Origin of the sequence: Microbispora catharanthi (assembly GCF_006334915.2) — a bacterium.
Taxonomy (GTDB): domain Bacteria; phylum Actinomycetota; class Actinomycetes; order Streptosporangiales; family Streptosporangiaceae; genus Microbispora; species Microbispora catharanthi.
Genome location: NZ_VDMA02000018.1, coordinates 105,250 through 131,555 on the forward strand (window position 1 = coordinate 105,250; position 26,306 = coordinate 131,555).

The window sequence follows — 26,306 nt, forward strand, 5'->3', positions numbered from 1 at the left end:
TATCGTGGGGGCCATGGGTGAATTCGTCAGGGTGGAGATCTCCGAGCACATCGCCACGATCCGGCTCGACCGGCCGAAGATGAACGCGCTGAACCGGCAGGTCCAGGAGGAGATCGCGGAGGCAGCGCGACTCGTGGACGCCGATCCGAACACGCACGCGGTCATCGTCTACGGCGGCGAACGCGTCTTCGCGGCCGGCGCCGACGTCAAGGAGATGGCGGTCATGTCCTACGCCGACATGGCCGTGCACTCGCGCACTCTGCAGGACTGCTTCACCGCCGTCGCGCGGATCGGCAAGCCGGTGATCGCGGCGATCACCGGGTACGCCCTGGGCGGCGGCTGCGAGCTCGCGCTGTGCGCCGACTTCCGGGTCGCCGGGCAGAGCGCGAAGCTCGGCCAGCCGGAGATCACCCTCGGGATCATCCCCGGGGCGGGCGGGACCCAGCGCCTGCCCCGGCTCATCGGGCCCGCCCGAGCCAAGGACCTGATCTTCACCGGGCGGCACGTGGACGCCGCCGAGGCGCTCGCCATCGGCCTGGTCGACCGGGTGGTGCCCGACGGCGAGGTCTACACCGCGGCGCTCGAACTCGCCGCGACCTTCGCCGAGGGACCGGTCACCGCGGTCCGGGCGGCCAAGCTCGCGATCGACCACGGCCTCGAGGCCGACCTCGACACCGGCTTGGAGATCGAGCGGCTCCAGTTCTCCGGCCTGTTCGCCACCCAGGACGCCCGGGAGGGCATGACGGCCTTCGCCGAGAAGCGCCGCCCCAAATTCACCGGCAGCTGAGTTCACCGGCGACCGACACCCGGCCGACCGGAACGGGGTCACCCGGCCGACGTGTGGGCGAGGATGGCGTCGGCCAGTTCGGCGTGCACCTCGGGCGGCAGAGTGTGGCCCAGGCCGGTGACCGTCGTCAGCCGGGCACCGGGGATCCGCTCGGCGATGACGGCGCCGTGGCCCGGCTTGGCGGGCTCGTGCGTGCCCTCGACGACCAGGGTGGGCGCCTTGACCCGGTGCAGGACGCCCACCGGCTCGAAGTCTGGCTTCGCCGCCGCCGCCAGACGGTGGTTGGCCGCCGCGTCGAGGTCCCGCGCCCGGTCGTACAGGCGTTCCTGCAGCCTGCGCGAGGCGTCCTCGTCGAACGGCAGCCCGGTGCCGTGCAGCACGCGGTCCTCCGCGATCATGCGCTCGATCCGCTCCCGCCGGTCGCGCGGCGGCGGCGCCGCGATCAGCTCGCGGTAGAACGCGACGAACTCCGGCGTGGGCTCGGGCAGGCTGCCCTGGGGCTGCGGCTCGCCCATCAGCGCCCGCATGAGCACCGCGCCCTCACCGCCGCCGAGCGGCGATGAGGCGATGACGGTGAGCGTCCGCACGCGCTCCGGCCGCTCCACCGCGATCAGCTGCCCGAGCAGCCCGCCCGCCGAATGGCCGACCAGATGAGCGCTGTCCAGCCCGTGCGCGTCCATCACCCGCAGCACGTCGTCCTTGATGTCGTCCCATGTGTACGGATCCTTCGAGAAGTCGATGACGTCGGACATCCCGGTGTCGCGGTGGTCGTAGCGGATCACGCGCCGGCCGCCGGCGGCGAGCCGGCCCACGAACTCGTCCGGCCACAGGATCCCCTGCGACATCGAACCCATCACCAGCACGATCGGCGCGTCGGCCGCGGCCCCGAACTCTTCACTCCAGATGTTTGGCATGGGCTAAAGCATGTCGTCCGGGGCCGCCGGCGCCTTCCGTAGAACTACTAGCCGCGCCAGTTCCGTACGTGAGGTGATGCCGAGCTTCGGATAGATCTTGTACAGGTGGTATTCGACCGTGCGCGGGCTGAGGAACAGCCGGGCGGCGATCTCCTTGCTGGTCGCGCCGCCCGCCACCAGGGTGGCGATGCGCAGCTCCTGCGGGGTGAGCGTGTCCAGCACCGTCCCCCGCACGCCGGGGATCGCCTCGGGAACCGCGGCCGTGTACTTCTCGACGTCCTTCGCGGCCGTGCTCGTCTCTACCGGGACGCTCTCGCCCGCCGCCCGCAGCTCGCCGTACGCGCGCCGCGCCCACGGCGCGGCTCCCGCGCGCTGGAACGTCTCGAACGCCGCGCGCAGGTGTGCCCTGGCCTCTCCCGGCCGGTGGGTGCGGCGCAGCCGCTCGCCCAGCAGCAGCCCCGTCCTGGCCGCCTCGAACGGGTTGTCGTGCAGTCGTGACGCCTCGCCGAGCGCCTCGACCGCCTGGTCGTCCGGCAGGACCAGGCCGCGGCACCGGGCGAGCAGCGCCCGGGACTCGGCCGTCCCCGCGTGGGCCGACCAGCGTTCGTACGCCTCCAGCGCCTTCCGGGCGGCGTCCGGGTCGCCGGCGCCCACGGCGGCCTCGATCCGGTCCGGCGTGCTCCGCCAGACCACCGTCGGATGACCGGCTCCAGGACCCGCGGCGACGATCGCCGTGAACCGGTCGTGCGCGGCGGCGAACCGGCCCAGGCACAGGTCGAGCATGGCGAGGGCGTACGCCGCGAGTCCGGCGCGCAGGCCCACCCGGTGCGGGACGGCGATGGCCAGCGCCTCCCGGGCGTACCGGGCGCAGGGCTCCTCCTCGCCCCGCAGGGCCGCCACGGCCGCGAGGTTGGCCAGGTGCGCGGCCACGGTGTTGGCGTATCCGGCCTCGCGAGCCAGCTCCAGGCCCTCCTCCGAGACGGCCCGGCTCTCCGCGAGGCGTCCCGCGAGCCGTTCCGCGGTGGCGACGAACTCCAGCACCACGGGCAGCTGGCCGGTCATCCCGGAGACTCTGGCCACCCGGCCGGCCCGCTCGGCCAGCTCGGAGGACAGGTCCACCTCGCCCAGATGGCTGGCCGCAGCCGTCGCCCACAGGAACTCGGCCGCCTCGCGCAGCTCACCCGTACGGCCGAGCGCCCGTTTGAGCAGGTCGTGCCCGCCGTCGCCGGCGAGCGTCGCGCCGACACCCACGACCACGTCGCGCAGGAACCCCTCGGGGAAGGCGGCCGCCCGCCGTCCGATCTCCACGATGGCCGCCGTGTTGCCGACGTACGACGCCGCCTCCGAGGCGTCGGCCAGCATGTCCAGAGTGTCGCCGGCCGCGAGGATCCGCACGGCCTCGGCGGCGTTGCCGGAGTTCAGCTCGAACCGCCCGCGTAGCTGGGCGATCTCCATGGTCAACGCGGTGTCCGCCCCGGCGAACTCGCGAGCCTCGGCCAGCAGGGACTCCGCCTGGCCGGGACGGCCTCCGAGCCACGAGGCCACGGCGGCGTCCTTGAGCCGCCGGGCGCGCACGAGCGGTTCCGGGGTGAGTTCGGCGGCCCTGGTCAGGGCGGTGGCGGCGGCGCCGTACCCGCCCCGGTCCCGGGCCCGTTCCGCGGCCCGCGTGAGCGCGGCGGCGACCGATTCGTCCTGGCCGAGCGCGGCCCCGGCCAGATGCCGGGCCCGACGGTCCCCGTCCGACACCTCGGCCAGCGCCGCGTGCGCCTCGCGGCGTGCGGCGGGGGAGGCCGCCTCGTACACCGCCGACCGGATCAGCGGATGGCGGAACCGCACGTGCGTCCCGGACACGCTCGCGAGACCGGCGGACTCGATCTCGGGCAGCGCCGCTTCTCCCGCCCCCAGCCGGTCGGCGGCCCGCAGCACCAGGTCGAGATCGCTCTCGACCGCCGCCAGCAGGGCCGCCAGCCGCGCCCCTGCGGACAGCGCGGCCACCCGGTCGCCGAAGAGCCGGTTCCCGCCGGGCAGGGGGTCGGGCAGCGGTTCCCGGCCGGCCCGCTGGGCGGGGGTGAGCAGGCGGGCCGTCTCGCGCAGCGCCAGCGGGTTTCCCCCGGTCAGCGCCACGAGGTCTCGCCTGACCGGCGCCGCGAGCGGAAAGCCGGCGTCGAGCAGTTCGGCGGCCGCCGGTTCGGCCAGCCCGGCGATCTCCAGCGCGGGCAGGCCCTTCACCGGCGTGTCGCCCCGTACGGCCAGCGGCATCGCGATCGGCTCGGTGCCGAGCCGCCTCGCGGCGAACAGCAGGGCGTCGGCCGACGGCCGGTCCACCCATTGGAAGTCGTCGACCACGCAGATCAGCCCGTCCGGCGCGGCGGCCTCGGCCAGCAGCGACAGCACCCCGGCCGCCAGCAGGAACCGGTCCCTCGAACCGGCAGGAGCCAGCCCGAGCGCGCCGCGTACGGCCTCGGCCTGCGGTTCCGGCAGCACGTCGAGCAGCCCGGTCACCGGCAGCAGCAACTGGTGCAGGGCGGCGAACGCCAGATCGGCCTCCGCCTCGACCCCCGTGGTCCGCAGCACTCGCATGGTCCCGCCGCGGGAGGCCGCCAGGTCGAGCAGCGCCGTCTTGCCGACACCGGCCTCGCCGCGCAGCACCAGCGCGCCCCCGGAGCCTTTCCTGGCCCGATCGATCAGGTCGTCGATCGCGGCCGTTTCCACCGATCTGCCGTAAAGCACAACCGCAGACTGTATTGCGTGGCGAGGTCGCGTCCGACGCCCCTGACCGGTGTCCCTGTGCGGTGTCCCTGCACGGCGAGACGGCCGGATGGCTGTCTCTCGGCAGGCTCTGAGCAACTCTGCACTTTGTGTCAGGAAAGGATGCACAATGCCGCTATCGTGGCGGCTCATGATGCGGTTGCGAGTGCTGGGCCTGTCACGGCTGCGCCGGGCGCTGCTGTCCCGGCTCGACTCTCGGTATGTCACCAAGTCCGACCACCGGCAGGACCTGAAGGACGCCCTCTGGGAGGTGCAGATGCTCCGCCGGGAGGTCGTGGCGCTGCGGGACGAGGTCGACCGGCTGCGGCGTGCCCCTGTGAAGCCGCCCGCGGCGCCCAGGGCGACGGCGGACCCCAAGGCGGCCGAGGCGCACCGGCTGGCGACGGAGACCGCTCAGGCGGTGGACACGCTGCTGCAGAGCGAGATGCGCATCTGGCAGGCGATCGACGACCTGTCGGCGCGGGTCGGCGCTTCCGGGCGGGCGGGGTAACCGGTCGTGCGGGTGCAGTGGACGAGTGACGCGGATGTCTGGCGGCTGGTCTTCCTGCTCGACGCGGAGGACGAGACCGCGGGGGCCTGCGCCGACGGCCAGGCCGTCGAGCTGCGGACCAACTCCTGCCACGTCCGGATCGGGGACGCCGGCGCGTCCCCGCATCCCGACCTGCTCGCGGTCGCCGCGTGGACCGTCGTCGCGCCGTGGACCAGGCGGCGGGTGACCTTCGACCGGCCGATCTCCGCCGGGCTCGCCGAGGCGCTGCGCACGGGGTGGGGAGTGGACGCCGGGCCGGTCGGGGCGGACGCCAGGAGCGGCACCCGTCTGGCCATCTCCTACAGCGGGGGCGCGGACTCGATGGCGGTGGCCGCGATGTTCCCCGACGCGCCGTTCGTGCACTTCCAGCGGGTGAGCCACCCCCGGGTGCCCAACCGGTGGACGCACTACCGCTCGGACGTGCTGGCCCGGCTCGCCCGGCGGACCGGCCGGGAACTCCACATCGCGCAGTCGGATCTGGAGTTCCTGCTGAGCCGTCCCCGGCCCGGCTTTCCCGAGCACCACGCCGTCACGGTGGGAGCGCTGCTCCTCGCCGACGACCTCGACCTCGGGGGCGTCGCGCTGGGCTACGAGCTCGGGTCGCGCTGGCTCGGTGGCGACCGCTACGTCCTCCGCTACACCCCGGACAACCCCATGTGGGCGCAGGAGGGGAAGTGGGGGCGGCTGTTCACGGCGGCCGGGCTGCCGATGGTGCTTCCCGTCGGCGGCGTGAGCGAGGCCGTGACGATGCGTGTCGCCCTGGAGTCGGATCTGCGTGAGCACGTCCGCTGGTGCCTGCGCGGCTCCGGTGACGGCCCCTGCGGGCTGTGCGGCAAGTGCCTGTACAAGGAGCTGATCCAGGCCGCGGTCGAGCGCCGTCCGATGCGCACCACCCTGACCGCCGAGAGCACTCCTGCCCGCTCCTGGCAGAAACCGCCGCCGTACGGCGGGCAGGAGATGCTCGAGTACGGGTGCGCCCGCGTGCCGAACATCGCGCAGACGCCGTTCGCGAAGGCGGCGGAGCACCTCCAGGCGACCGAGGAGTCCACGCGCTGGCTGGACCACTGCTACCGGCCGGCCGTCGACGAGGTCCCCGAACCGTGGCGCGAGCAGGTCGCCGCCTTCGTCAGTGAAAACATCGGGCTGATGACCGAGGACGAGGCGCTCCGGGTGGAGACATGGGGGGAACGATGAAGATCTACCTGTCGGTGGACATGGAGGGGGTCACCGGGCTGACCGATCCCGAGGAGATGCACCTCGGAGGCCGGGGGTACGAGCGCGGCTGCGAGCTGATGACCGGGGACGCCAACGCGGTGATCCAGGGTGCCTTCGACGCGGGCGCCGCGTCCGTGCTGGTCAACGACGCACACGGCTCCACCAAGAACCTCAGGATCGACCTGCTGGACGAGCGGGCCACGCTGATCAGGGGCCCGGGCAAACCGCACCGCATGGGGCAGGGCCTCATCCCCGACATGGCCGCCGCCTGCTTCGCCGGCTACCACGCCCGGGCCGGCGTGCCGCACGGGGTGCTCAACCACACCTGGATGGGCAAGGAGATCCAGAACGTCTACCTGAACGGCGAGATCTGCGGCGAGACCCGGCTGGTGGCGGGCTTCGCCGGCTCGATGGGCGTGCCGGTCGCGCTCGTCGCCGGCGACGAGGCGGTGTGCGAGGAGGCCAGGGAGCTGCTCGGCGAGGTCGAGACGGTCGCCGTGAAGAAGGGCATCGACAAGTTCTCCGCCGAGCTGCTGCCCCCGGCCGTCGCCTGGCGGCGCATCCGCGAGGGCACGGCCCGCGCCCTGGGCAGGCTGGCGGACTTCCGGCCTTACGTGGTCGAGCCGCCGTACACGCTGGGCGTCGAGTGGAACTCCACCGCCATCGCGGCGGCCTGCTCGATCGTGCCCGGCGTGCGGCTCGCCGGGCCGCGGCACACCGAGTTCACCACGAGCGACTACCACGAGGTCATGGGGCTGTTCGGCATCTTCTCGATGATCGGCGGCCAGGTGGCCTGCGGCAGCGGCCGGTACGGCTGACGCCGTTCTTCCCCCAGCACGGCTGACGCCGGTTCACCCCCGATCACGGCCGAAGCCGGTTCCCCCAACGACGAAGGCAGGCAGGGTGGCTAGCAGTGACCGCGGGACGCGGGAGCGTACGGGGGCGCTGACGCGGCGCGCCTTCCTGGTGGGCGTCGGCGCGGCCGGAGGCGCCGGAGCGATGTACGCGGCGATGGGCGCGCTCGGGCTCGCACCCGACGACCAGCAGAAGGACTACACGCCGCCGAGCCGTTCCGACTTCGCCCTCAGCGGGAGGGGCGCCGGCTCCGTGGTGATCCTCGGGGCGGGGATCGCGGGCCTGGCCGCCGCGTACGAACTGGGCAAGGCGGGCTACGACTGCACCGTCCTGGAGGCCCGCGACCGGGTCGGCGGGCGCAACCTCACGCTGCGCGGCGGCGACCGGCTGCCCGAGTTGTCCGGTGCGACGCAGGAGGCGCGGTTCGGGGAGGGCGTCTATTTCAACGCCGGGCCGGCCCGCATCGCCCAGTGGATGGTCACCCTCGATTACTGCCGGGAGCTGGGCGTCCCGATCGAGTTGTTCGTCAACGACAACTCCAGCGCGTACGTCTACAACTCGGGCATGAAGGCGCCGGTCCGGGCGCGTACCGCCCGTGCCGACACGTACGGTTACATCAGCGAACTGCTGGCGAAGGCCACGAACGCGGGCGCGCTGAACCGGCGGCTGACGGCGGGGGACAAGAACCGCCTGCTCCATTTCCTGTCGGAGTTCGGCGACATCGGCAGGACCTACACCTACACCGGGTCGGAGCGCAGAGGGTTCTCCGTGAACCCGGGCACGGGCGCGGGCGTGCCGCTGGGCTCGCCGCCGCCCCTGTCGGAGGTGCTCGGTTACGGGCTCGGCCGCTCGATCACGTTTCCGTTCGGCTACGAGATGGCCATGCCGATGTTCCAGCCGGTCGGCGGCATGGACGCGATCGCGGCCAAGCTCGCCGACGCAGTGGGCCGCGACCGCATCCGCACCTCGGTCGAGGTCAAGAAGATCACCAACCTGCCCGACGGCGTGGAAGTCGAGCACACGGGCGGCGCCACCAAGGCGGACTTCTGCATCGCGGCCCTGCCGCCGCACGTGCTCGCGCGGATCCCCGGAAACCTGGACGCCCGGGTCGTCGCGGCGCTGCGGACGCCCACCCCGGTGTCGGGCGGGAAGATCGGGCTGGAGTACCGCCGCCGCTGGTGGGAGACCGACGAACGGATCTACGGCGGCATCACCGAGACCGACCTGGACATCGCGCACATCTGGTACCCCTCGTACGGTTTCCACGGCACGCGTGGGCTGGTGGTCGGCTACTACAACCTCGACGAGGACGCCGAGGCGTACGCCCGTCTCACCCACGCGGAGCGGCAGCGGCGGGCGCTCACCCAGGGCAAGAAGATCCACGGCGAGAAGTACCGGTCGGAACTGCTGTCCAGCGTCTCGATCGCCTGGCAGCGGCAGCCGCACATCGAGGGCGCGTGGGTCGCCTGGCCCTCCTACGAGGGCGCCTTCGCGCTCCTGCAGCGGCCGGCCGGCCGTGTGTACTTCGCGGGCGACTGGCTCACGCACCTCATCGCCTGGCAGGCGGGGGCGCTGGAGTCGGCCCGTAATGTGGTCACCCAACTGCACCAGCGCGCTGTCAAGGAGGGCTAGATGCCGCTCGAATGGGTTTCCGCGTCCGACCGGCCGGACCTGCTCGCCGATCCCGTCGCCAAGGCCGTGGCCGGTCTCGACGTCAAGGTGGAGGTCGCCGAGATCGATCCCACGCTCTCCGACACCGCCGCGTTCTGCGAGCGGTACGGCGTGGCGATGGAGGACTCCGCCAACTGCGTCATCGTCGCCGCCAAACGGGGCGGGGAGACGCGGTACGCCGCCGTCATGGTGCTCGCCACCGGGCGGGCCGACGTCAACGGAATCGTGCGCCGCCATCTGGACGCGCGCAAGGCGTCATTCGCACCGCAGGCGGAGGCCGTCGAACTGACCGCAATGGAGTACGGCGGCATCACCCCGATCGGTCTTCCCGAGGGCTGGCCGGTGCTCGTTGACGAAAACGTGACCCGGCGGCCGTTCGTCGTGATCGGCAGCGGCGTCCGCCGCTCCAAGCTGGCGCTTTCCGGCGAGGCGCTGGTCGCGGCGACGCGGGGGGAGGTCCTCGCGCTCACCATTTGACCGCTTCCCTGGAAACCGTTGGCGCCTTTTCTCCGTTGTGCTGAGCGGAGATGTGGCGCGATGGTTCACTCATGGGCGTTCTTTTAGTCGGTATGGTGCTTAGGCAATGAATCAGGACGACCGACTGGGCCCGTACCGGCTGCTGAGGCGGCTCGGTGAGGGCGGCATGGGCGTGGTTCACCTCGCTCTCGACCCGCAGGGCAGGCAGGTGGCCGTCAAGGTCCTGCGCTCGGAGGTCGCGGGCGACGACGTCGCGCGCAGGCGTCTGTCGCGCGAGGTCGAGACCATGCGGCGGGTGCGCGGGCCGAACATCGCGGAGGTCGTCGACGCCGACGTAACGGGGCGCAGGCCGTACATCGTCACCCGCTACGTGCCGGGACGGCCGCTCGACGAGATCGTCAAGAACGACGGCCCGCTGCCCCTCGACGCCCTGCTCAAGGTCGCCGTCGGGGTGGCCCAGGCCCTCACCGCCGTGCACGCCGCCGGGGTGATCCATCGCGACCTGAAGCCGGGCAACGTGCTGATGCTGGACGGCCAGCCGGTGCTGATCGACTTCGGCATCGCCCAGGCGGTCGACGCCACCCGGCTCACCCAGACCGGCATGTTCATCGGCACGCCCGGCTACCTCGCCCCCGAGATCATCGAGGGCCACGAGGCCGGGCCGCAGGTGGACGTGCACGCCTGGGCCGGCACCGTGCTGTACGCCGCCACCGGCCAGCCGCCGTTCGGCAAGGGCACGCTGGAGATGATCTTCTTCAACATCACCTCCGGCCGGGCCAACGTCGAGGCCGCCCCTCCGCCGATCCAGCCGATGCTGCGCGCCGCGTTCAACCGCGACCCGGCCAGGCGGCCGACCGCGGCCGAGCTCGTACGGCAGTTCGCGCGGCTCATGCCCCAGTCGCCGGGCGGCAGGCCCCGCGTGCCCGACGAGATCACGACGGTGCCCAACGTCGACGACACCGGCGGTCAGCAGGCACCCGGCTCCGGCCGGCCGGGCGGGCCGGTCACCGGCCCGCCGCCGACCGGGTCGCCGATGCCGCCGATCACTCCACCGGTGGCGCCCGTGGCGACGCCGCCGGTCACGCCGTCCCAGCCGGGCGGCCGGGCCGAGGAGTTCGTCTCACTGCTGCGCGAGACGCCCGCGGCGGGCCAGGGCGGCGACCCCTTCCCGACCGTGCGGGTGACCGGAGAGGACCTGCGCCGGGCGGGCCTCGGGCCGGCCGCCCCACCGAACGGCCCAGGGAACGGCCCAGGGAACGGCCCGGTGGAAAGCCCGGCGGAGGGCGACATCCCCACCCGGATGGCTCCGCCCCGCACCCCGCCGACCGGTCCGACGGGTCCGTCCGGTCCGTCCGGTCCGTCCGGTCCGTCCGCGTTCCCGGGCTCGCCCGTGTCGGGCCCGGCTCCCACGACCGGTGGGCCGTCCGCCCCGCCGCGTGGCCGGTCGGACGAGTGGCCCACGCCGATGCTGCGCCCGGAGGGCGACATCCCCACCCGGCGGGTGACCTCCGAGGAGGTGCGCCAGGCCGTCAGCGGCGATCCCACGGGACCACGCGCGGCGTCCCCCGGGTCCCCGCAGCACGGATCCCCGCAGCACGGGTCCTACGAGCACGGGTCCTACGAGCAGGGAGACGTGGCGGCGCGCGACCACGCGCTCTTCGGGCACGCGCCCGATATCTACGAGCGGACCCCGCACATCCACCAGCCGAACCCCACGCCGTTCATGCCGACGGTGCGGGTGCCGCCGCCGACCGCGCCGCCCATGCCGTTCCCGTCCGGGGGGCTGTTCCAGCGCTCCAAGGCGTACGGGGTGGCGAGCGCGCTGCTGCTCGTCGTGATGACGTCGCTCGCGGTCATGGCGCCGCTGCTGGTGTGCCTGGTGGCCGTGCCGGCCGCGGTGCTGCTGCGGGCCGCAGACCTGGCCCAGCCGCACCTCAACTCCCGGCGTCCCGCGGGCGCCGCGGCGGCCGACGTGCTGCGGGTGCTGAGCCGTCCGGCGGAGCTCGTGAAGTCGATCGGCGTCACGATCGCGCTCGTGCCGTACGCGCTGATCCTGGGGCTGCCGGTGACGCTGCTGCTCACCGTCCTCCTCGGCGGCACGTCCACGCTCCGGCTCGCGGCGCTGAGCTGGGGGATCGCGACGGCGTTGTGGACGATCTGCGCGGGGCCCGGAGTCGTGGGCCCGGGCAGGCAGATGCGGCGGACGCTGGCCTCGCTGGTGCCCGGCGAGGGAGCGGCGAAGGGGCTCGCCTGGGGGATCGGCGCCTTCGCGGTGCTGACGGCGGCGCTCGCGCTCTCCAGTCTCCTGGGTAAACAGACAGCAGGGCACTTCTGGGGCCCAATCGACGTTATGTCATTACTGGAACGACTGGAAGACCTGCGTAACCAGGCGGGGAACGGGTGACGGGGGACGACATGTCGGCTACTGAGGCTCCGGAGAGGATCGGGCCCTACCGGCTGCTCAGGCAGCTCGGCGAGGGCGGCATGGGGGTGGTCCATCTCGGCCTGGACGCGGAGGGGCGCGAGGTCGCGGTCAAGGTCCTGCACCCGCACGTCGCCACCGACCTCAAGGCGCGCGACCGGCTCACCCGCGAGGTCGAGACCATGCGGCGGGTGCGCAGCAAGCGCGTCGCCGAGGTCGTCGACGCCGACCTGACCGGCGCCGCGCCCTACATCGTGACGCGGTACGCCCCCGGGCGGACCTTAGAGCAGACGGTGCTGGAGGACGGGCCGCTTACCGACGACGGCGTGATCCGGCTCGCGGTGGGCATGTGCGAGGCCCTGGTCGCCATCCACGCGGCCGACGTCATCCACCGCGACCTCAAGCCGGCCAACGTGATGCTGGTGGGCGGCGAGCCGCTCGTGATCGACTTCGGCATCGCCCACCTGGTCAACGCCACCCGGCTGACCCAGACGGGGATGTTCGTCGGCACCCCCGGCTACCTCGCCCCGGAGATCATCCGGGACACCGAGATCACCCAGGCCGCCGACGTGCACGCGCTGGCGGCCACGGTCTTCTTCGCGGCCACCGGGAAGGCGCCGTTCGGCTCGGGCACGTTCGAGTCGGTCTGTTACAACATCCTCGAAGGCAAGGCGCAGGTGGACCTCGCGCCGGCCTGGCTGCGGGGCTGGCTCCGCGTCGCCCTGGCGCCCGAGGCCACGTCGCGTCCCACGGCCGCGTCGCTGCTCCGGCTCACCCGTTCGCTCGATCCCTCGGTCACCGTGTTCCAGGAGACCGCTCACGAGCCGCCGCGCGACGGCGGGACGCGGATCCTGGACGGCACGCGCGTGCTCGACGATCCGGCGAGGGGGAACGCGGGCGGCCCGATGAACGGGGGCGGCTCGGTGAACGGCGCCAACGGGAGCCGGACCAGCATGCTGCCGGCCGGCGACGACAGCTACTCCGACCTGCTGCCGCCGGTGAACTACGTGGAGCCGGAGCGTCCCCGCCGCGAGCCCCGGGCGCCCAGGCAGCGCCGCCCCGTGTCCGCGTCGCCTCCGGCGCATCCGCAGGCCCCGCCCTACGGGCAGGCGGGCCCGCCCCCGCCGCCGTACCAGCCGTACACCGACCAGCGGGTGGCGGGCTACCCGGAGCCCCGGGTCGCGCCGCCGCCTGCTCCCGCCGCGCCGTACGAGCCCGAGCCGAGGCGGGCCCCCTACCGGGCCCCGCATCCGGTGCTCGCGGCCCTGCTGCTGGCCACGCTCGTGGCGCTGGCCTGCCTGCTGCCGGTCGTGGTGAGCCTGTTCGCCGTCGTGGCGGCGCTGTGCCTGCGGGTGGGGCAGTACCTGCTCGGCGACCTCGCCGACCGCCGGGCCACGCGGGGCAGCAGTGGGGCCGACCCGCTCCTCGCGGTGCTCGGCACGCCGTGGGCGCTGATCAAGGCCGGGCTGGCGACGGTGGTGCAGGTGCCGCTCGCCGTGATGTTCGCGATGTGCGTGTGGGGCGGGTTCCACTACCTCGGCGGGGTCAGGCCCGATCCGGCCGCGGCGTACGCCGCGGCCGCCTTCGTGGCCGGGCTGTTCCTCCTGCCCGGTGGGAAGGCCCCCCGCAAGGCGGTGTCCCGGACGCTGAGCACGGTGATCCGGAGCCCCGGAGCGGGAATGATCGTGACGATCGCGGTCGGCACGGTCGCGCTGTTCGCGATCATGACGGCGCTGTCCGCGGACGCCTCGTGGGTCCCCTGGCGGCCGCCGTCGGTGGCGGTGGACCACATCGTCGCGGATCTCAAACAGAAGGGTCAGGACACGGTCGTCAACCTGATCGGCGGCGTGATCGGGGACATCATGGACAGGATCGGCCTGGGCTTCCTGACCTTCTGGACCTGACGCCCCGGTCCCTCGGCGAACCGGGAGGCCCCGAGCGAAGCGGGAGACACAGTTTGGGAACGCCGGAACAGCTTGGTCCCTACCGTCTGGTCTCCGCTCTCGGCTCGGGGGGGTTCGGTGAGGTCCACCTCGCGCTCGATCCCGACGGGCGCACGGTGGCGGTGAAGGTCCTGCATCCCCACGTCGCCTCCGACGGGTTCGCCATCACCCGCCTCGCCCGCGAGGTGGAGACCATGCGCCGGGTTCGCGGGGCCCACGTCGCCGAGGTGCTGGACGCCTCCCTGTCGGGGGAACGGCCCTACATCGTCACGCGGTACGTCCAGGGCAGGCCGCTCAGCACGGTCGTGGCCAACGACGGGCCGGTCGCGGGGGCCGACCTGCTGCGGCTCGCCCTGGGGCTGGCGGAGGCCCTGGAGTCCGTCCACGCGGCCGCGGTGGTCCACCGCGACCTCAAGCCGGCCAACGTGATCGTCTCCGAGCGCGAGCCGTACGTGATCGACTTCGGCATCGCCTGCGCGCTGGAGTCGGCCTCGGTCACCGCCTCGGGCGCGGTCGTCGGCACGCCCGGCTACCTGGCTCCCGAGGTGCTGGAAGGCCGGGAGGCCGGGCCGGAGGCCGACGTGTTCGCCTGGGGGGCGACGCTGGCCTTCGCCGCGTCGGGGCGGCAGCCGTACGGGACCGGGCCGGCCGCGGCGATCGCCTACCGGGTCGTCCACCGCGAGCCCGACCTGTCGGGCGTGCCGTCCTGGCTCGTTCCGATCGTGGAGCGGTGCCTGAGCGCCGATCCGGCGGACCGCCCGGCGACGGCCGAGCTGGCCGGGCTCCTCAAGGAGGCCGCGCCGGTGCTGGACGGGATCGAGCCGTCGCGGCCCGCGCTGTCCGAGGCGCCCACCCAGCAGTGGCGGCCCGGCGATCGGCGGCGGAGCCGGCCCTCGCGCGGGACGCGGCGGGGAGAGGTAGACGACCCGCGCGCCGCGCACCGGGAGAAGCTGCACCGCCGCTGGGTGATCGGCTCCGCGGTGGTCGTCGGCCTGTTCGCCGCCGCGGCGCGCGCCGACCTGCCCGAGGTGTCGCTTCTCCTGCTGGTGCTCTACGGCATCGCCCTGCTCGTGGACGCGGGGTTCGGGCTGCTGGGAAAGTCGAGGCGGCGGCTCGTGGTGGACCTCGCGGGCGGCGTCGGGGCCGTCGCGGTGTGGGCGCTGCTCAGCACGCTGTTCAGCACGGTGACGCTCCTCATGGCCGTCGGCACCGTCCTGCTCCTGCTCGTCATGCTCGTGTTCGCGAGCTGAATCCCGCCGGGGAGGCGATTCAGGAGAACCAGTCGGCGCCGAGTTCCTGGATGGTCCTGCTGCCCTGGGGCACCAGCAGCGCCTCGCTCAGCACCTGGTTGACGTGCTTGGGGTTGTTGACCATGCCGAACAGGAAGAACGAGCCGCCGTCCGCGGTGCGGAAGCCGAAGATCGAGCCGTGGCCGTCGAACGCGACGTACGCCCCCTTGTTCACGGCGGGGAACGCCTTGCGGCTGTAGCTGTCCTTGGCCAGGCGGTAGCCGGAGGCGCCCTCCTTCTTCTCGTTGTTCCAGAAGTTCTGGTACTCGTGGGCCACGGCGCTCGCCGCGAGGGCGTCCATGTCGGTGACGTAGCCGTCGGCGTCGAGCCGCGGCTTCGGCATCCGCCGGCCCCAGTGGATCGGAGTCGCGACGGCCAGCCTGAACGGCTGCCCGTGGGGGCGGACGAACGCGAGCACGTGCGGGCGGGCATGGCCCTCGGTGTCCTTGTAGGTCGCCTGCGCGATGAACCATTCGCCGATCGGCCGCTGCCGTTGCGGCCGGGGCAGGTAGATCGTCGGGGTGCCGGTCATCGTGATCGGCTTGTGCTCCGGCTTCGACCCGAAGATCTCATGGTTGCGTTCGATCACGCCCTCGTGCAGCGCCGCCTCGACGAACAGCGCGTCGAGCCGGTCGTTCTGATTCCACCACTTGCGCTTTCGCAGCGTCGCGTTGTATTTGCCCACCCACTCCCGCATGGCCTGCCTCGCCTGGGGGATGGTCGGCCCCGTTTCGGCGGCGGATGGAGTGGGCGCGGCGCTCACGGTCGGCCGTGGTGACGTGACCGGGCTCGGTGCGTCGCCGCGGCGGGCGGCCATATCCGTGACGACACCACAGCCGGACAGGCTCATGACAAGAGCCACGATCAGCCACGTCCCACGCACCGGCGAAGTCCCCCAAGATCGGCCGTGAAAATGCCAACGTATCGGACATCTGGGCACGGTGAGCGCCGTGCGGCCCGGCCTGCTTACGATCATGGAGTGGTCGCCGTGGGCGACGGCGATGGTTCCGAGTCCCGGCCACGGGGACCTCCGCGACGCTTCCGGAACATAGTTCGGTAGGGTGGCAGTGGGCGTGACCGGGTTCTGGGTAATTCCTCAACCGAAGGACGCGGCCGTAAAAACCTGGAGGTTTGCACCTAAGCTACCGATGGGTAACATACGCCTGGGGGGACCAGGGTCAGTTCGACACCCGGGCCACCTGCACAGGCGCGCCCGCGAGCACCTGGCAGTCTTGCATCACGTGCGCGTACCCCGCGCCACGTACCGAGAACCGCGGCGTCAGCCGTACGGAAAGGGGAGGTCGGCCACCGGCCATGAACATCGTCGTCTGCGTGAAGCAGGTCCCCGACACGGCGACCGAGCGCAAGCTGAGGTCCGATGACAAGACGCTCGACCGCGACGCCGCCGACGGCGTCGTGAACGAGCTCGACGAGTACGCGGTCGAGGAGGCGCTGCGGCTCAAGGAGGCCCATGGAGGCGAGGTCACCGTCCTCAGCATGGGCCCCGCCAAGGCGACCGAGACCATCCGCAAGGCCCTGGCGATGGGCGCCGACAAGGCGGTGCACCTGCACGACGACGCCCTGCACGGCTCGGACGCCCTCGGCACCTCCTACGCCGTCTCCCAGGCCCTGAAGAAGATCGGTTTCGACCTGGTGATCCTGGGTTCGGAGTCGACCGACGCCCGCACGGGCATGCTCGCCGCGATGCTGGCCGAGCGGCTCGGCGCCCCGCAGCTCACGCTCGCCGGCAAGGTCGAGGTCGAGGGCACGGCCATCCGGGTCGAGCGGATCACCGACTACGGCTACGACAAGGTCGAGGCGTCGCTGCCCGCCGTCGTGTCGGTGGTCGAGAAGATCAACGAGCCGCGCTACCCGTCGTTCAAGGGCATCATGGCCGCCAAGAAGAAGCCGGTCGAGACGCTCGGTGTCGTCGACGCGGAGATCGCGGCCGACCAGGTGGGCCTGGCGAACGCCTGGAGCGAGGTCGTGGACTTCGCCGCCGCCCCGCCGCGTGCCGCGGGCACCGTGATCAAGGACGAGGGCGACGGCGGCGCCAAGGCCGCCGAGTTCCTCGCGTCGAAGAAGTTCGTCTGAGGGGCTTGGGATGAGTGAGATTCTGGTTCTCGTCGAGCACGTCGACGGTGACGTCAAGAAGGTCACCCTCGAACTGCTGACCCTGGCCCGGTCGCTGGGCACGCCGGCCGCCGTGTGGGCCGGCCCCGGCTACTCCGACGCCGCGAAGGCCAGGCTCGCCGAGTACGGCGCCGAGAAGATCTACGTGGCGGCGGCCGATGAGATCGGCGACTACGTGGTGGCACCCAAGGCCGAGGTGCTGGCGCACCTGGTGGCCGAGCGGTCCCCGGCCGCGGTCTTCGTCGCCGCGACCGGCGAGGGCAAGGAGATCGCCGGCCGTCTGGCGGTCAAGACCGACTCCGGTGTGATCTCGGACGCGGTGGGCGTCGGCGAGGGCTTCGTCGCCGAGCAGTCCATCTTCGGCGGCGGCGTCAACGTCCACAGCCGCGTGACCAAGGGCACGCCGATCATCACGGTCCGCCCGAACAGCACCGCCCCCGTCGCCGCCGCCGCGGCCGGCGCCGAGGAGAAGGTGGAGGTCGCGCTGTCGGACGCCGCCCGCGCGGCCAAGATCGTCGAGCGGGTCGTCCAGGAGAAGGGCGCCCGTCCGGAGCTGACCGAGGCCGCGATCGTGGTCTCCGGCGGCCGGGGCGTGGGCTCGGGCGAGAACTTCTCGATCATCGAGAAGCTCGCCGACACGCTCGGCGCGGCCGTGGGCGCCTCGCGGGCCGCGACCGACGCTGGCTGGTATCCGCACCAGTTCCAGGTCGGGCAGACGGGCAAGACCGTGTCCCCGCAGCTCTACATCGCGGCCGGCATCTCCGGCGCCATCCAGCACCGGGCCGGCATGCAGACCTCCAAGACCATCGTCGTGATCAACAAGGACGCCGAGGCGCCCCTGTTCGAGATCGCCGACTTCGGCGTCGTGGGCGACCTGTTCCAGGTCGTCCCGCAGCTCACCGAGGAGATCGAGAAGCGCAAGTGACGCGCTCGGCCCGTGCCGCGTGTTCACGTGGCACGGGCCGAGAGCTCATTCTCGGCCAGCCGGCGGGTGGGTCCTCCCGATCGCCTTCCTGCGGGGATCCTGAGGGCTCTCCTCGCCGGCCCCGGCAGGCGTCAGGCCGCCGCGCGGAGGGGGGCCTCCTCGTCCCCCGACCGGACCGGCAGCGGGATGATCTCCGTACGGGACGCGGGCAGCAGCCGGGCGGCCACGGCGATGACGACGCCGAGCACGACCGCCACGCCCATCGCGACCCGCAGCGAGGCCGCGGCCGACAGGAAACCGATGACCACGGGCCCGAGCAGCAGGCCCGCGTAGCCCATCGCGCTCGCCTGCGCGATCGCCGGCCCGGGCTCGCGCGTCGCGGTCCCCGCCAGCGACAGCGCCATCGGGGAGATCGTCGCCACCGACAGCCCGATGAAGAACAGCCCGGCGACGGCGGCCACGGTCACCGGCGCGGCGATGACCACGAGGAACGCGAGCGCGGTGGCACCGCCGGAGAACATGATCAGCCCGCGCGCGCCATAGCGGCCGCGCAGCCGGTCGCCGGCCAGCCGGGCGAGCAGCATGCCCGCCTCGAACACCGGGTAGCCGAGTGCGGCGACCGCCTCGGAGGCGTGCAGCGTGCCGATCAGGTACAGGCCGTTCCAGTCGGCGACGACGCCCTCCACCATGAACGCGGCGAAGGTGACCGCGCCGAGCAGGTAGACGACCCCGGGCAGCCTGCGCCGGGCACGAGCCGACGCCTGGCCCGCCTCGTCCGCCTCGGGCGCGGGGTCGGGCAGGTGCAGACGGCTGAGGGCCAGCGCCGCCGGCACCGACACCAGGGCGACGACCAGGATGTGGGCGGTGAGGGACAGGCCCAGGGCGATGGCCCCGGTGCCGAGCAGGCCCGCCGAGATCGCGCCGACGCACCATCCCGCGTGCATGCCGCTCATGATCGGCCGGCCGTACGCGCGCTCGACGGCCGAGCCCTGGGCGTTCATGCCGACGTCGACCGCGCCGAACGCCATGCCGAACAGGGCGGCGGCCACGGCCAGCACCGGGAGGGACGGCGCGAACGCGACGAGGACCAGTGACACCGCGCACAGGGGAGCGGCCGCGCGCAGGACGCCACGGCTGCCGATCCTGGCCAGGACGACGCGCATGAGCTGCATGGTGAGCAGCGCGCCGATCCCCCAGCTGAGCAGGGTGAGCCCGACCGACGACTCCGGCAGGCGGAGCCGGTCGGCCAGGGCCGGGAGGCGCACGGTGAAGGTTCCACACATCAGGCCGGCCAGGACGAAGGTGAGGACTGCCCCGTGACGGGCCTTCCTCAAAGCGCGGGTCATCACAGCTTCCTTTCCAGGTGAGTCGAGTGGGTTTCCAGGCCCGGATTTACGGGCAGACACCAGCAGGTCGCCCTTTCACGGCAGAGCCGGAAGGAAGGGCGACCACCAGGTGTGGGTCAGGGGTGCGCAAGCGGCGCGCTACAACAGGGCGAGCAGCCTGGCGCGGATCGCGGCGTAGTCGATGATCGCCGCACAGTGGGTGGCGACCTCCCAGACGCCCTCACAGGCCAGCCGTACGACCTGGGAGGTCAGGGGGTCGGGCTCGTCGTCCAGGCCCTGCCGCATCCAGCGGTCCATCGCCCCGCGCAGCGGCGCGAGCAGTTCGGGATCGCCGGCCGCGCCCGTGACCACGGCCCATCGTCGCAGCCGGCCGGTCTCCACAGCCTCGAACGTCGCGGCGACGTACGCCCGGGTGTAGGTGCTCTCCGACTGCGCCTCGATGAGCGCGTCGAAATCGGCGATCAGGCGCTCGATCATGCCTTTGACGAGCGCTTCCTTGCTCGCGAAGTGATAGAGGAGACCGCCCTTGCTGACACCGGCGCGCTCGGCCACCGCCGCCAGGGTCAGGGCCTGGGCGCCCTGATCCTGCAGCAGGCCCTCGGCCGCGTCCAGCAGTTCGTCCTTCCTCATGCCACCTACTGTACCGTCTGGACGGTTAAGTTGCGACTCGTGCCGGTGTCCTTTGCTCGCCCGGATACGCTTGGTGGGCTGAATACGTGTCAGGGAGGGGTCGTGGGAGCTGCATATCTGGACCATGCCTCGACCACACCGATGCTGCCCGAGGCGATCGAGGCGATGACCGCCCAGCTCGGGCAGGTCGGCAACCCCTCGTCCCTGCACGCGGCGGGCCGCCGCGCCCGCCGGGTCGTCGAGGAGTCGCGCGAGACGATCGCCTGCGCGCTCGGCGCCCGCCCGAGCGAGGTCGTGTTCACCGCGGGCGGCACCGAGGCCGACAACCTCGCCATCAAGGGCCTGTTCTGGGCGAGGAAGCGGCCCAGGATCCTGATCAGCTCGGTCGAGCACCACGCCGCCCTCGACCCCGCCCACTGGCTCGGCGACAACCACGGCGCCCGGGTCGAACTGCTGGACGTGGACGAGCGGGGCCGGGTGCATCCGGAGACGCTGCGCGAGGCCATCGCCCGCGACCCGGACGACGTGGCGCTGGTGAGCGTCATGTGGGCCAACAACGAGGTGGGCACCGTGCAGCCGGTGCGCGTGCTGGCCGCCATCGCGCACGAATACGGCATCCCCTTCCACACCGACGCGGTGCAGGCGGTCGGCCAGCTCCCGGTCTCGTTCGCCGAGTCCGGCGTGGACGCCATGACCGTCTCCGGCCACAAGGTCGGCGGTCCCGTGGGCGTCGGGGCGCTGCTGCTGGCCCGGGGCGTCGATCCGGTGCCCGTCCTGCACGGCGGCGGACAGGAACGCGACATCCGCTCCGGCACCCTCGACGCGCCGGCCATCGCCGGGTTCGCGGCGGCGGTCGAGACGGCCGTCGCGCGGCAGCCCGCCACGGCCGAGCGGCTGTCGGCGTTGCGCGACGACCTGATCGAGCGCGTACGGCTGGCCGTGCCCGACGTCGTGCTGAACGGCGACCCGGTGAACCGGCTGCCCGGCAACGCCCACTTCTCGTTCCCCGGCTGCGAGGGGGACGCCCTGCTCATGCTCCTCGACGCCAAGGGCGTGGAGTGCTCCACAGGCTCGGCCTGCTCGGCCGGGGTCGCCCAGCCGTCCCACGTGCTGCTCGCCATGGGCCAGGACGGCGCCCGCGCCCGCGGCTCGCTGCGTTTCTCCCTCGGTCACACCTCCGTGGAGGAGGACGTCGACCGGGTCGCGGAGGTCATCGGGCACGTCGTCGAGCGCGCCCGCCGTGCCGGTCTGTCATAACCTGCCGTGTTCATCCCCTGATGTCCGTGCCTCCGTGGCTTCCCGGGCTTCTGCGGCGACCAGGCCGGAGATGCCCAGGCCCGGCGCGTCGGGCAGCACGACCGCAGCGCCTTGGTACCGCATGCCGCCGACGACGGCGGGGCGCTGGAGCCACCACACCGCGTCGAGATCGCTCACCATCGTGGTCCCGTAGGCGGCTACCAGGCTGGCCGCGGCGCCGGTGCCGATCTCGGTCTCCAGCATGGAGCCGAGGATGGTGCCCATGCCCTGGGCTCGCGTCAGTTCGAGGAGGGTACGGGCGGCGCTGAGCCCACCGCTCTTCGCCAGCTTGACGTTGATCAGGTCCGCCGCGCGCCGGCGGATCACCTCCACCAGGTCGTGCACGTCGAAGACGGACTCGTCCGCCATGATCGGGGTCTCGACGCGGTCGCTCACCCAGGCCAGGCCCTCCATATCCCGGTAGTTCACAGGCTGTTCGACGAACTCCACCCCCATGCCGGCGTCCTCCAGCGAGCGGATGACCCGTACCGCCTCGCGGGGAGTCCACCCCTGGTTGGCGTCGAGACGGATCCTCACCTCGGGACCGACCGCCTGGCGGACCGCCGTCACGCGGTTGACGTCCGTGGCCGCGTCGGTGCCGACCTTGACTTTCAGCACGTCGAAGCCCTCCGCGGCCCGGCTCTTCGCCGCCGTGGCCAGGCTGTCCACCGTGCCGGCTGCAAGGCTCACGTCGGTGGGCACCACCAGCCGGGAGCCGCCGAGCAGCCGGACCAGCGGGACCCCGAGGCGGACCGCGGCGAGATCGTGGAGTGCGATGTCCACCGCGGCCTTGGCCGGCTCGTTGCCGATCACGGCGCGGCTGACTCTGCGACAGTTCTCCACCAGGTCATCGGCATTGCGGCCGATGAGAAGCGGGGCGAAGGCCTCGGTGACGCAGGCCTCGCTGGAGGCCAGTGAGGATCCCGTGACAGTCCACACCTCCGGCGCCTCACCGAAGCCGGAGCGCCCGTCGCGGTCCACGATCTCGACGACGACGGTCGAGACGTGGGTCAGGTGCGCCAGGGCAGTGACGAACGGCGTGTGGAGGGGAGCCACCAGACGGTGGACGTGGACAGCGGCGATGGTCATCGATCAGCCTCGTTGCACTCAGGAGGTTCTATCGGACGCGCGGCAGGGCAGATCATCGAGGCCCTCGCTCCGTTCGTGGAGCGCGAAATCTGGAACAGCGCGCATGAGGCGACTCGCGAGGCGTTCCTCCTGCTGGTCAGTAGGCAGCGGTTGCGGGCCTTGGCTCTGCGGGCCGTCGTGCGTACACCTCGATCTCGAACTTCGTGCGGGAATCGGAGAGTCCGCACACGAGCATCGTCGCGGCCGGGCGGATGTCGCCGAAGCAGCGGCGCAGGGTCGGCCAGCACGGCTGGAAGTCCTCGGTGGATCCACTCACGATCATGCGTCGCTCTGTCATGTGGCGAAAGGTAGGCAACCAGCAGCGATATGTCCAACACCTCCCATAGAATCATCTGATATCTCTAAAGGTATGGACCGTCCTGAGCTCAGCTTCCAGCAGCTTCACGCCTTCGCGGTCCTCTCCGAGGAACTCCACTTCGGGCGCACAGCGGAGCGGCTGGGCATCGCGCAACCACCGCTCAGCCAGCAGATCCGTCGGCTGGAAGCGAAGGTCGGGCACCCGCTGTTCACCCGAGGGCCCGGCGCGGTCGCCCTCACCGAGGCAGGACGCCAACTCCTGCCCGCCGCTCGGCGCGCACTCGACGAGATCGCCGTCGGCCTGGACGCGGCTCGACGCACTGGCAGCGGTGAGGCCGGTCGTATCCGGATCGGCTTCTCCGCATCGCTCGCGCTGACCGTCCTGCCAGGCTTGTTGCGCGCCTACCACGATCGGTTTCCCCAGGTGGAGATGGAGATCCGCGAGATGACCACAGCGCCGCAGGTGACCGCTCTGCACGAGCATGTGATCGACATCGGGCTCCTGCGCGAGCCGCCGGACGAGCCGGCGCTGGCGACCGAGACGATCTTGTCCGAGGAGTTCATCGCGGTCGTGCCAGCCGCCCACCCTCTTGCGGCCCAGCGAGTCCTCCCGATCAGAGCACTCGCGGACGAACCGTTCGTGCTGCTGCCCCGCAGTGCCGGACCAATGTTCTATGACCGGATCCTCGACTTGTGCCGCAGTGCGGGTTTCGAACCCCGCCTTGGCCAGCAGGCGGTCGAATGGCAGACGGTCTGCGCGCTCGTCGAGGCAGGACTGGGAGTGTCACTCGCCCCGGCGAGCATCCGCCAGATCCGCCTCAAAGGTGTCGCCTACCGCCGGATCGAACCGAACAACGCACGCACCACCGTCACAGTGACCTGGCGTCGCGACGACCAGAACCCCCTGGTCGCACGATTCCTGGAGGCCGCTCGCGGCGAACCCTGACGGGCCCGGGCGCGAGGTATGACCCATGACCTCCCGCCGCCATCGCGCGCCTAGCGGGCCGTACGGCGCAGCAGCGCCCGCTGCAGGCGAAGGACCGCCCGGACGCGCCGTGACGAGCGCAGCCGCCCCAGGCGCGCCTGGAGCCGGTCGCCCAGCTCGATCAGCCGTTCCTCATCCGCGAAGCGCTCGATCTCGGGGAACATCTGCCGCTCCTCGTCGAGGTGGGCGTGCGACTCCAGCGCGTCGTGCATCACGCCCAGCTCCCGGTCGAACCGCTCGGTCCGGGGGTCGGCGCGCACCAGCGCCGCGAGCTGGTCGCTGAGCTGGCGGTGCTCGGACCAGGCGGCCGCGATGCCCGGGGTGACGTCGCGCATCGCGGGATAGAAGACCTCCTCCTCGATGCGCTCGTGCATCCACAGCTCGTCGAACAGCTCGTCGGCGAGCGCGCGCCGTCGTCCGGGCTCCGGGCGCGGTGTCTCCATCAGGCGCCGCATGAGCCCCCGCAGCACCTCGTGGTGCTCCACGAGCACTCGCGTCGCCGTCTTGCGCTCCTGCGGGGCCGGCGCCTCCCGCACCTCCGTGAGCACCTGGGGCCTTCTCCTCATGGCCGCACCTCCTGCTGGTGGACCAGCGCGCTGCCGGGAGGCGAGCTGGTCGCCTTCGGCGCCCGGCGCACCTCGATCCACCCGTCGCGTACGCGGGTCTGGAAGCACGGCGCGGGGGCGACGGCCGGGCCGTTCAGGCTCTCGCCGCTGCGCAGCTCGAACTCCGAACCGTGCCAGGGGCAGGTGATGGACCCGTCGCGGAGCCAGCCCTGGGACAGCGGGCCGCCCAGGTGCGGACAGGCGTTCTCCAGGGCGTGGATGCGGCCGTCCGCGCGGACCAGGACGACCTCCACGTCGCCCGCCCTCACCCGGTGGGGGCGATTGTCGGTCAGGTCGCGCTCGGCCAGCACGGGGGTGAAATGGCGTGGATCGAGCTGCCTGTCGGTCTGGTCGACCCCGACCCGGTGGCGGAAAACGAGCGTGCCGCCCAGGAAGCCGCTGGCCATGATCACGGGATAGCCGAGCAGGGCGGCGAGCCGCCCCCGCAGGTGGTGCCCCCGGCCCCGCTGCCACCACGACCAGCCGTACAGAGCGAGGGCGAGGGTGTTGAGCGTGCCGTGGGCCATGCCGACGCGCCGGGCGTTGTCGTGCGTGTGCTGCCAGTCGTGCAGGCCGGTCACCGCCGCGCCCAGCGCTCCGGCGAGGCCGACTCCCACGGCTGTGCGCGCCGCGCGCTTCTGCCCGGTGAGGTCCAGGACCAGCGCAGTCGTCCAGGAGCCGATCGGGAGGTCGGTGAGCACCGGGTGGAGAGGGTGCCCCAGCCAGACGCCGTGCAGTAAACCGCGGGCGCGGCTCCTGGTGACCCCGGCGAGGTTCTCGGCGAAGGCGAGACCCTGTTCGAGCCGATGACCCGGCCGGTCGAGGCGGCCGTCGCCTTCGATCGCGTTCAGCAACCGGTCCAGTGTGCGCTGAGCCATGTCCGACCCCAATCCCATCGCCGGATCGGCCCCGCAGCCTGCGGGAACGGGCGGAACGCGGGCGCTCGCCCGCGCGTTGCGTCTATCGCGACGTGCCCGTGCTCAAATGTGATGAAACGCGCTGAATATCCGGTTCAAGTCAGGAAGGGGGCCACCGCGCTCCATGAGGGGTCCTCGGCCACGTCGACGCGGGCGCGCCCCTCCTTCCACTCGGCCGCCACCTCCTCGACCACGGGCGGCACGGCCGCCGCGGGGTCGGCGTAGACGTGCAGCACCCGGCTGCGGTCGGCGCTCAGGTGGGCCGTCAGCACGGCCGAGCCGAGCGCGGCCAGCCGCTTGTTCAGCCGCTCCTCGAAGTCGCGCAGCGCGTCCAGGGAGCCTCCCGCGGGCAGCCCGTCGCCGTCGGCCTCCCGATAGGGCAGCGTGACGGCGATGTGCTGGTCGAACAGCGGGAAGTCGACCGGCCGGAGGGGATAGCGGGCCGCGGCCGTCAGCCGGCCGCCGGTGGCGGTGTGGCCTTCGAGGAGCGCCCACTGCTCCTCCCTGAAGCCCTCCGCCACGTCGGCGACGACGGCGGGCAGATGGATCGCGGGGAGGGCGTCGATCGGCTCGAACTCCGCGGCCACGATCTCGCCCACCCAGCGGGCCACCTCGTCCTCGCCCAGCAGCCAGTCGAGCGCGAGGAAGGCCGCCTCCGTGCGCGTGTCGTCGTCGACGTCGGGGAAGATCGGGTGGAAGGCGGTGACGTCCACGCGCGGCGTGCCGGGCGGCACGCGCAGCGCCACCACCAGCCGGTCGAGCCCGAACTCCCGTCCGCCGACGTCGACCGCCAGATCCGCGGCCTGCGGGTTCGCCTGCCGCGACGGATGGAACTCCCACATAGCGTCCGCCGGCGGCGCGGCCAGGGCCCACCGGTGGGCGAACGGGCGCAGCTCCGGGTCGTTCGACGCGCTGACGACCAGGGCGTTCACGGCCATGCGGCCGGGAGCGATCTCCCAGACGAGGGACGGATGAAGGGCGGTGACGGCGGGGCCGATCATCTCGAACAGGGCCTCGGGGTCCTCCGCCTCGACGTGCGCGTCGATCTGGGGACGTGCCTGGTCCCACCAGGTCCAGAATGCCGCGATGGCCTCGGCGGGGTCGGCGGACTCGCTGTTGCGCCCGAACAGTCGCATGACCCCGCATCCTCCC

Annotated in this window: 23 protein-coding genes; 13 read left to right on the forward strand and 10 right to left on the reverse strand. The window is 72.4% G+C overall.

Annotated elements, in window-relative coordinates; all coding sequences use genetic code 11:
• The first annotated feature begins 13 nt into the window (after positions 1–13).
• Complete coding sequence (locus FH610_RS29710) at positions 14–787, forward strand: enoyl-CoA hydratase/isomerase family protein (protein WP_139578334.1); 774 nt, start codon at positions 14–16, stop codon at positions 785–787.
• Between the two features lie 38 nt (positions 788–825).
• Here FH610_RS29710 and FH610_RS29715 read toward each other — a convergent pair whose 3' ends face one another.
• Together FH610_RS29715 and FH610_RS29720 are read right to left on the reverse strand one after the other, a co-directional pair.
• Positions 826–1,701, reverse strand: a complete 876-nt coding sequence (locus tag FH610_RS29715; RefSeq protein WP_139578335.1) for an alpha/beta fold hydrolase — start codon at positions 1,699–1,701, stop codon at positions 826–828.
• 3 nt (positions 1,702–1,704) lie between these two features.
• The gene (locus FH610_RS29720; RefSeq protein WP_139578336.1) at positions 1,705–4,431 is read right to left on the reverse strand and encodes a helix-turn-helix transcriptional regulator; all 2,727 of its coding nucleotides are present in this window, start codon (positions 4,429–4,431) and stop codon (positions 1,705–1,707) included.
• A gap of 169 nt (positions 4,432–4,600) precedes the next feature.
• Between FH610_RS29720 and FH610_RS29725 the strand changes: the two genes are divergently transcribed.
• From FH610_RS29725 to FH610_RS29760, 8 genes are all read left to right on the forward strand, one after another.
• The gene (locus FH610_RS29725; protein WP_240809272.1) at positions 4,601–4,960 is read left to right on the forward strand and encodes a hypothetical protein; all 360 of its coding nucleotides are present in this window, start codon (positions 4,601–4,603) and stop codon (positions 4,958–4,960) included.
• A gap of 6 nt (positions 4,961–4,966) precedes the next feature.
• Positions 4,967–6,193, forward strand: coding sequence for a DUF6395 domain-containing protein (locus tag FH610_RS29730; RefSeq protein WP_139578337.1), 1,227 nt, complete (start codon positions 4,967–4,969; stop codon positions 6,191–6,193).
• The gene (locus tag FH610_RS29735) at positions 6,178–7,032 is read left to right on the forward strand and encodes a M55 family metallopeptidase (RefSeq protein WP_240809273.1); all 855 of its coding nucleotides are present in this window, start codon (positions 6,178–6,180) and stop codon (positions 7,030–7,032) included. The genes FH610_RS29730 and FH610_RS29735 overlap by 16 nt, the downstream gene beginning before the upstream one ends.
• 85 nt (positions 7,033–7,117) lie before the next feature.
• Positions 7,118–8,701, forward strand: a complete 1,584-nt coding sequence (locus FH610_RS29740; protein WP_338104593.1) for a flavin monoamine oxidase family protein — start codon at positions 7,118–7,120, stop codon at positions 8,699–8,701.
• Complete coding sequence (locus tag FH610_RS29745; protein WP_139578338.1) at positions 8,702–9,217, forward strand: YbaK/EbsC family protein; 516 nt, start codon at positions 8,702–8,704, stop codon at positions 9,215–9,217.
• 106 nt (positions 9,218–9,323) lie between these two features.
• Positions 9,324–11,621: a serine/threonine-protein kinase gene (locus FH610_RS43930; protein ID WP_205826166.1), complete on the forward strand. Its 2,298-nt coding sequence runs from the start codon at positions 9,324–9,326 to the stop codon at positions 11,619–11,621.
• Between the two features lie 11 nt (positions 11,622–11,632).
• Complete coding sequence (locus FH610_RS29755; RefSeq protein ID WP_139578339.1) at positions 11,633–13,543, forward strand: serine/threonine-protein kinase; 1,911 nt, start codon at positions 11,633–11,635, stop codon at positions 13,541–13,543.
• A 53-nt stretch (positions 13,544–13,596) separates the two neighbouring features.
• Positions 13,597–14,832 carry a serine/threonine-protein kinase gene (locus tag FH610_RS29760; RefSeq protein ID WP_139578340.1) on the forward strand — a complete coding sequence of 412 codons (1,236 nt, stop codon included), beginning with the start codon at positions 13,597–13,599 and terminating at the stop codon, positions 14,830–14,832.
• 19 nt (positions 14,833–14,851) lie between these two features.
• On the opposite strand, the gene FH610_RS29765 is transcribed toward FH610_RS29760, so the two are convergent.
• A complete protein-coding gene (locus FH610_RS29765; protein ID WP_139578341.1) occupies positions 14,852–15,754 on the reverse strand; it encodes a DUF8094 domain-containing protein in 903 nt (300 codons plus the stop codon).
• A 431-nt stretch (positions 15,755–16,185) separates the two neighbouring features.
• Between FH610_RS29765 and FH610_RS29770 the strand changes: the two genes are divergently transcribed.
• Together FH610_RS29770 and FH610_RS29775 are read left to right on the forward strand one after the other, a co-directional pair.
• On the forward strand, positions 16,186–16,965 hold the full coding sequence (locus FH610_RS29770; RefSeq protein WP_139578342.1) for an electron transfer flavoprotein subunit beta/FixA family protein: 780 nt from the start codon (positions 16,186–16,188) through the stop codon (positions 16,963–16,965).
• A 10-nt stretch (positions 16,966–16,975) separates the two neighbouring features.
• Complete coding sequence (locus FH610_RS29775) at positions 16,976–17,929, forward strand: electron transfer flavoprotein subunit alpha/FixB family protein (RefSeq protein WP_139578343.1); 954 nt, start codon at positions 16,976–16,978, stop codon at positions 17,927–17,929.
• A gap of 131 nt (positions 17,930–18,060) precedes the next feature.
• Here the strand turns inward: FH610_RS29775 and FH610_RS29780 are convergent, their stop codons facing one another.
• Together FH610_RS29780 and FH610_RS29785 are read right to left on the reverse strand one after the other, a co-directional pair.
• Positions 18,061–19,275, reverse strand: coding sequence for an MFS transporter (locus tag FH610_RS29780; protein WP_139578344.1), 1,215 nt, complete (start codon positions 19,273–19,275; stop codon positions 18,061–18,063).
• Between the two features lie 138 nt (positions 19,276–19,413).
• Positions 19,414–19,905 (reverse strand): TetR/AcrR family transcriptional regulator, encoded by a 492-nt coding sequence (locus FH610_RS29785; protein ID WP_139578345.1) that lies wholly within the window; start codon positions 19,903–19,905, stop codon positions 19,414–19,416.
• Positions 19,906–20,007: 102 nt separating this feature from the next.
• Here FH610_RS29785 and FH610_RS29790 point away from each other — a divergent pair, with 102 nt between their 5' ends.
• Entirely contained in the window at positions 20,008–21,162 is a 1,155-nt protein-coding gene (locus FH610_RS29790) for a cysteine desulfurase family protein (protein ID WP_139578346.1), read from the forward strand.
• Here FH610_RS29790 and FH610_RS29795 read toward each other — a convergent pair.
• Positions 21,157–22,290, reverse strand: coding sequence for a mandelate racemase/muconate lactonizing enzyme family protein (locus FH610_RS29795; protein WP_139578347.1), 1,134 nt, complete (start codon positions 22,288–22,290; stop codon positions 21,157–21,159). The two genes, FH610_RS29790 and FH610_RS29795, sit on opposite strands and share 6 nt — an antisense overlap.
• 136 nt (positions 22,291–22,426) lie before the next feature.
• Complete coding sequence (locus FH610_RS29800; protein WP_205826168.1) at positions 22,427–22,627, reverse strand: RidA family protein; 201 nt, start codon at positions 22,625–22,627, stop codon at positions 22,427–22,429.
• A gap of 72 nt (positions 22,628–22,699) precedes the next feature.
• On the opposite strand from FH610_RS29800, the gene FH610_RS29805 reads away from it, so the two are divergent.
• Entirely contained in the window at positions 22,700–23,593 is an 894-nt protein-coding gene (locus tag FH610_RS29805; RefSeq protein WP_139578348.1) for a LysR family transcriptional regulator, read from the forward strand.
• 50 nt (positions 23,594–23,643) lie between these two features.
• Here the strand turns inward: FH610_RS29805 and FH610_RS29810 are convergent, their stop codons facing one another.
• The 3 genes from FH610_RS29810 to FH610_RS29820 all read right to left on the reverse strand — a co-directional run bounded on the left by FH610_RS29810 (position 23,644) and on the right by FH610_RS29820 (position 26,290).
• Positions 23,644–24,198: a hemerythrin domain-containing protein gene (locus FH610_RS29810; protein ID WP_139578349.1), complete on the reverse strand. Its 555-nt coding sequence runs from the start codon at positions 24,196–24,198 to the stop codon at positions 23,644–23,646.
• The gene (locus FH610_RS29815; RefSeq protein ID WP_139578350.1) at positions 24,195–25,115 is read right to left on the reverse strand and encodes a Rieske (2Fe-2S) protein; all 921 of its coding nucleotides are present in this window, start codon (positions 25,113–25,115) and stop codon (positions 24,195–24,197) included. Before FH610_RS29815 ends, FH610_RS29810 begins: the two co-directional genes overlap by 4 nt.
• 134 nt (positions 25,116–25,249) lie before the next feature.
• Positions 25,250–26,290 (reverse strand): DUF695 domain-containing protein, encoded by a 1,041-nt coding sequence (locus FH610_RS29820; RefSeq protein WP_139578351.1) that lies wholly within the window; start codon positions 26,288–26,290, stop codon positions 25,250–25,252.
• Positions 26,291–26,306: the final 16 nt, after the last annotated feature.